Here is a 5436-nt window from a genome sequence, read left to right as displayed (position 1 = left end):
CGACGACGCCGACGTCTGGGCGGTCGCCTACACCCGCAAGTTCTAAGACTTGCTGCGGCATGGCCGGGGAAATCCCCCGGCCATGCCGTGACTGCGCGCGAACGCTGGTCTTCAACTGGAGCGCCCTGAGCGCCGACCTGTGCCCCCTGAGGCACACCTCCGCCCCCACCACATTGTTTCCGCCGAATGTTGGGGAACTGACCTAGGGCCGCCATGTTTGGAGGCGTCTTAGGTGGTGCTGGGGAGCTGAACCAAAGAGTTGGAGTAACCTATGAAGTCTCTCATCACCCTGGCGGCAACGACCGCCCTGACCCTCGCCGTCCCCGCCATCGCCTCGGCGCAGTCCCTCTCCCCCACCACGGTCTACGGCTCGCTGGGCTATGCGAACGCCAATATCGACGATGTGAACCTGGGCGCGATCCAGGGCCGCGTCGGCGCCCGCTTTGGCCAATACCTCGGCGTCGAGGGCGAACTGGCCGCCGGCGTGAAGGAAGACAGCGTCAACGTCGCCGGGACCTCGGTGGACGTGAAGCTGCAGCACCAGGCCGCCATTTACGGCGTGGGCTACCTGCCGGTCTCGCCCCAGGCCGACCTCTTCGCCCGCGTCGGCTACGGCACGTCGAAGATCAAGGCGTCGGCGGCCGGGGCCTCGGCGGCCGATGACGGCGAAAGCTGGAACTACGGCGTCGGCGGTCAGTACTTCCTCGACGACAAGAACGGCGTGCGGGCCGACTACACCCGCTATGACTTCACCGACGGCGGCGGCGACGCCAATGTCTGGTCGGTGGGCTACGTCCGCAAGTTCTAAGCGATCTGGGCCGGCGGAGACGAAGACGTCTCCGCCGCGTCCGGCCTGATCCTGATTTTCGTCGTCGCGTTGTCGGGCCGGTCGGGTCTCGTTCGTCCTAGGACAAATGAGGCGCGGCGATGCACTACGCGATACTCTGCTACAGCTGCGAGGATATCGTCGGGTCGATGACCCAGGGCGAGGACCGGGCGGTCATGGCGCGTATCGAGGTGATTGAGCGCAGGTTGGCGGGGGAAGGGCGGCTTGGCCCCACCGCGCGGCTGCTGCCGACCACCACGGCGACCACGGTTCGCAAGAACCGCAAGAACCTGGTGCTCGACGGCCCCTACGCCGAGACCAAGGAGCAGCTTCTGGGCTTCTACATCGTCGATTGCCGCGATCTGGACCAGGCCATCGAAACGGCGCGCGAGCTCGCCGCCGCCAATCCGGGGCGCGGCGCCTATGAAATCCGCCCCCTCGACATGCTGACAATCCCATGATGGACATCGGTTGGATCGACGCCGCCATCACCGCCGCCCGGCCCCAGGCCATGGGCGCGCTGCTGCGCTATTTCCGCGATCTCGACGCCGCCCAGGAGGCCTTCCAGGACGCCTGCCTGCGGGCGCTCAAGTCCTGGCCCCAGAACGGCCCGCCCCGCGATCCCGCCTCCTGGCTGATCCTGGTCGGCCGCAACTCGGGCATCGACGCCGTTCGCCGCCGGGCCAAGCAGACCGAACTCCCCGACGAGGCCGCCATCTCCGATCTGGAGGACGCCGAGGCCGACATGGTCGAGCGCCTGGACGGCGCCCACTACCGCGACGACATCCTCCGCCTCCTGTTCATCTGCTGCCATCCCGACCTGCCGGCGACCCAGCAGATCGCCGTGGCCTTGCGCGTGGTCTCGGGCCTGTCGGTTAATCAGATCGCCCGCGCCTTCCTCGTCGGCGAAAGCGCCATGGAGCAGCGGATCACCCGCGCCAAGGGCCGGATCGCCAAGGCCGGCGTCGCCTTCGAGAACCCCAGCGCCGCCGATCGCGCCCAGCGCCTCAAGGCGGTGTCGGCCATGATCTATCTGGTGTTCAACGAGGGTTACTCGGCCGCCGGCGGCGACGAGGCCGAACGCCGCGCGCCGCTGTGCGACGAGGCCATCCGTCTGGCCCGCCTACTGCTGCGCCTGTTCCCCGACGAACCCGAGATCATGGGCCTGGCGGCCCTGATGCTGCTCCAGCACGCCCGGTTCGACGCCCGGTTCGACGCCGAGGGCATGGCGATCCTCCTGGCCGATCAGGACCGCGGCCTCTGGAACGCCCGACACATCGCCGAGGGCCTGGCCCTGATCGACAAGGCCGTGCGTCACGCCACCCCAGGGCCCTATCAGGTCCAGGCCGCCATCGCCGCCCTGCACGCCCGCGCCGCCACGGCCGACGACACCGACTGGGTCCAGATCGATCTGCTGTACGCCAATCTCGAGGTCCTGACCCCGTCGCCGGTGGTCACCCTGAACCGCGCCGTGGCGGTGTCCAAGGTCGCCGGCCCGCGCGCCGCCCTCGACATGATCGCGCCGCTGGAACAACGGCTATCCGGCTACTTCCACTTCTTCGGTCTCAAGGGCGCGTTGCTCAAGCAGCTCGGCCAATCGCTGGAGGCGCGCCAGGCCTTCGATCGGGCCATCTCGCTCGCCAACACCGCCGCCGAGGCGGCCCACATCCGCCTGCACCTCGACCAGCTCGCCGCCGAAGGCGCCTAGCCCGCCGCCTTCGCCAACTGCTCGCCCATCAACCGGTGCAGCAGGTTGATCGCCTTCAGCGGCCGGACCATCACCTTGAAGTGGACGATCAGGCCTCCGTCGTCGCTGAAAGTGATGATGTCGACGCCGTTGATCTTGATGCCCTCGACCTCGTTCTCGAACTCCAGCACCACCCCGGTGTCGCTGCGCCAATCACCGGTGTAGCGAAACCCCGGACCGCCCAGCACTTCGCCCGCGCTCGCCAGGTACTTGAAGGTGATCTCGCGCCCGCGCTGCGGGGTGTGCACCACGGGGCTCTCGAACACCGCGTCGGGGTGCAGCAGGTCCCACAGCGCGGCGTGGTCCTGCGTCTTCATATAGCTGTGCCAGCCGTCGAGGGCGTTGGTGGGCATCGGAGATCTCCAGGGTTCGGCGAGAGCCAAGCATAGAGTCGCGCTCGCCGCCACGCTTGCGCTTTGCGCCGGGGTCCTAGACCCTGCCGCGCAAGGGGAGTTCCACGTGACATCGCAAGCCAGCCCGACCGCCGCCCCGCCGGCGGATCCCCCGACCGGCTTCACACCGTACCTGTTCGCCCATGGCGCCTGGTTCCTGGCCTTCGGGGTGCAGGTCGTGCTGTTCCCCTACCTGGTGCGGGTGGTGCTGCAGGAAAGCGAGATCCGCTTCGGCCTGGCCCAGATGGCGCTCCAGCTTCCCACCACCCTGTTCATCCTGCTGGGCGGCGCGCTCGCCGACCGGGTCCCGGTCAAGTCCATTGTCGTCGTCGCCTGCGCCTTCGCCGTCCTCACCTTCGCGGCGCTGGGGACCATGGTGAGCGCGGGCGTGCTCACCTACGGCCTGATCATCGTCTACGCGCTCACGGTCGGCACCGCCCAGGCCTTCTCCACCCCGGCCCGCGACAGCCTGCTCAGCCTGGTCGCCCCGGCCCGGATCGGGGTGCAGGGCGCGGTGGCCTACGCCTCCCTGGCCCAGTTCGGAGGCCAGATCCTCGGCATGGCCTGCGCCGCCACCGCGCCCCTGCTCGGTGTCGGCCCGCTGCTGTTGGGCCAGGCGGGGCTGATGGCGGTGGCCACCCTGGCGGCCATGCGCATCGCGCCGCGTCCCGCCCACGTGCGGCCGCGCCGCGAAGGCGGCCTGCTGCCCGGCATCGGCCGCGACATCCGCGAGGGATTCTCCGCCGTCCTCGCCTCGCCGATCATCGCCCCGGTCATGCTGTGCGGCGTGGCCATGGGCGTTTGCTTCATGGGCAGCTTCTTCGTCCTGCTGCCGCTGATCGTCGAGAGCTACTTCGACGGCCAGGTCCTCAGCCCCGGCAAGACCGAGATCGCCGCGGCGCTGGGCCTGTTCAGCATGTGCTTCTGGATCGGCAGCATGGTCTCGGCGGTGGCCCTGGTGCGCATCGGACCCCTGCGCCGCAAGGGCCTGATCTATCTCAGCTCGCTCGCCACCGGCGGCGTGATCCTGCTGCTCTGCTCGCTGGAGGTGCCGTTCTGGGTGTTCTGTGGGTTCAACTTCGCCTGGGGTCTCGGCGGCGGGGTGGCCATGACGCTCGGCCGCAGCTTCGTCCAGCAGCACGCGCCCGAGGCTGTCCGCGCCCGGGTCCTGTCGATCTTCACCCTCGGCCTGATGGGCGGCGGGCCGCTGGGCGCCCTGGCCGACGGCTTCCTGGCCCACGCCTTCGGGCCTCACATCGCGGTGCTCTTCCCCGGCGCCCTGATGCTGGTGATCGTCGCCAGCCTGTTCGCCTTCTCCAAGGTGCCGAAACTCAGCGACTTTCCGACGCCTTGACGCCTCCGCCCCCACGTCCGACCCTGAGGGCAGGGGAGTGACGCACACGTGGACAAGGGTTTCCTGATTCAACTGGCCGGCTCGGCCGCCGCGGTGATGGCCCTGGTGGGCCTGGCCGCCTGGGCCAAGATCGCCAAGCCCCTGACGCCGCTGGACGACGCCCGCGCGCGCCGCCTCCTGGCCGTCGAGTTTCCCGGCAAGCCCCTGGAGCGCATCTGGGTGGCCACCGACGGCCGCGGCGCGCTGGCGAGGTCCGGCGCCTCGGCCCTGATCCTGTTCGAGCTGGGCGACGGCTATGTCGCCCGCCACATCCCCTGGGCCCAGGCCGTGTCCTCGTCCTTCCGCGACGGGGTGGTCAAGCTCGACCTGTCCGATGTCTCGGCCCCCCTGGCGCGCCTGGCCTTGGAGAGCTGGCCCCCCAGCCCGCGTGAGGCGGCCTGAGCATGGATCCGATCAAGGCCGCCTTCGACCCCGTCACCTTGGCGATCCCGTTTTTCGTCCTGGCGGTGGTGCTGGAGATCGCCCTGGGCCGCCTGAAGCGCGGCAAGGCCAACTACGAGACCCGGGACACCATGTCGTCCCTGGGCATGGGCCTGGGCAGCACGCTCTCGGGCCTGCTCACCTTCGGCATCCCCTTCGCCCTGACGATCTGGGCCTATCAGCACCGGCTGTTCGAGATCCCCATGACCGCGATCTGGGCCTGGGTGGCGATTTTTCTGCTGGAGGACCTGACCTACTACTGGTTCCACCGGCTCAGCCACGAGCGGCGGTTCTGGTGGGCGGCCCACGTCAACCACCACTCCTCCCAGCACTACAACCTCTCCACCGCCCTGCGTCAGACCTGGACCGGCGGCGTCGCCGGCACCTGGGCGTTGTGGCTGCCCCTGGCCTTCCTGGGCTTCCCACCCGCGATGATCGCCATCCAGAAGGGGGTCAGCCTGGTCTACCAGTTCTGGATCCACACCGAGGCCATCGGCCGGATGCCCCGCTGGTTCGAGGCGGTGTTCAACACCCCCTCCCACCATCGCGTCCACCATGCCCGCAACCCGCGCTATCTGGACCGCAACTACGCCGGCATCCTGATCGTCTGGGACAAGCTCTTCGGCACCTTCCAGCC

7 protein-coding genes are annotated in these 5436 nt (G+C 69.1%); 6 read left to right on the top strand and 1 reads right to left on the bottom strand.

The genetic code is table 11. From position 1 onward, the window contains the following. Positions 1–271: 271 nt before the first annotated feature. The 3 genes from RMO04_RS18865 to RMO04_RS18855 all read left to right on the top strand — a co-directional run bounded on the left by RMO04_RS18865 (position 272) and on the right by RMO04_RS18855 (position 2534). Positions 272–808 (top strand): porin family protein, encoded by a 537-nt coding sequence (locus RMO04_RS18865; protein ID WP_309646310.1) that lies wholly within the window; start codon positions 272–274, stop codon positions 806–808. Between the two features lie 119 nt (positions 809–927). Then, positions 928–1287 (top strand): YciI family protein, encoded by a 360-nt coding sequence (locus RMO04_RS18860; protein WP_309646309.1) that lies wholly within the window; start codon positions 928–930, stop codon positions 1285–1287. Further along, positions 1284–2534, top strand: a complete 1251-nt coding sequence (locus RMO04_RS18855) for an RNA polymerase sigma factor (protein WP_309646308.1) — start codon at positions 1284–1286, stop codon at positions 2532–2534. The genes RMO04_RS18860 and RMO04_RS18855 overlap by 4 nt, the downstream gene beginning before the upstream one ends. On the opposite strand, the gene RMO04_RS18850 is transcribed toward RMO04_RS18855, so the two are convergent. Beyond that, on the bottom strand, positions 2531–2926 hold the full coding sequence (locus tag RMO04_RS18850; RefSeq protein WP_309646307.1) for a nuclear transport factor 2 family protein: 396 nt from the start codon (positions 2924–2926) through the stop codon (positions 2531–2533). The genes RMO04_RS18855 and RMO04_RS18850 overlap by 4 nt on opposite strands. 106 nt (positions 2927–3032) lie before the next feature. Here RMO04_RS18850 and RMO04_RS18845 point away from each other — a divergent pair, with 106 nt between their 5' ends. The 3 genes from RMO04_RS18845 to RMO04_RS18835 all read left to right on the top strand — a co-directional run. After that, a complete protein-coding gene (locus RMO04_RS18845) occupies positions 3033–4319 on the top strand; it encodes an MFS transporter (RefSeq protein WP_309646306.1) in 1287 nt (428 codons plus the stop codon). Positions 4320–4367: 48 nt separating this feature from the next. Next, a complete protein-coding gene (locus RMO04_RS18840) occupies positions 4368–4760 on the top strand; it encodes a hypothetical protein (RefSeq protein ID WP_309646305.1) in 393 nt (130 codons plus the stop codon). 2 nt (positions 4761–4762) lie between these two features. Further along, the coding region (locus tag RMO04_RS18835; protein ID WP_309646304.1) for a sterol desaturase family protein at positions 4763–5436 on the top strand (674 nt) is incomplete at its 3' end.

It is taken from the genome of Phenylobacterium sp. (genome assembly GCF_031412415.1).
Taxonomy (GTDB): domain Bacteria; phylum Pseudomonadota; class Alphaproteobacteria; order Caulobacterales; family Caulobacteraceae; genus Phenylobacterium.
Note: the sequence above shows the minus strand (reverse complement) of the source record. Positions and strands in the feature narration are given on the sequence as shown.

What these genes read in the sequence shown, in the direction of transcription:
- RMO04_RS18865 (WP_309646310.1), top strand. Translation starts at nt 272, where the DNA reads ATGAAGTCTCTCATCACCCTGGCGGCAACGACCGCCCTGACCCTCGCC.
- RMO04_RS18860 (WP_309646309.1), top strand. Translation starts at nt 928, where the DNA reads ATGCACTACGCGATACTCTGCTACAGCTGCGAGGATATCGTCGGGTCG.
- RMO04_RS18855 (WP_309646308.1), top strand. Translation starts at nt 1,284, where the DNA reads ATGATGGACATCGGTTGGATCGACGCCGCCATCACCGCCGCCCGGCCC.
- RMO04_RS18850 (WP_309646307.1), bottom strand. Translation starts at nt 2,926, where the DNA reads ATGCCCACCAACGCCCTCGACGGCTGGCACAGCTATATGAAGACGCAG.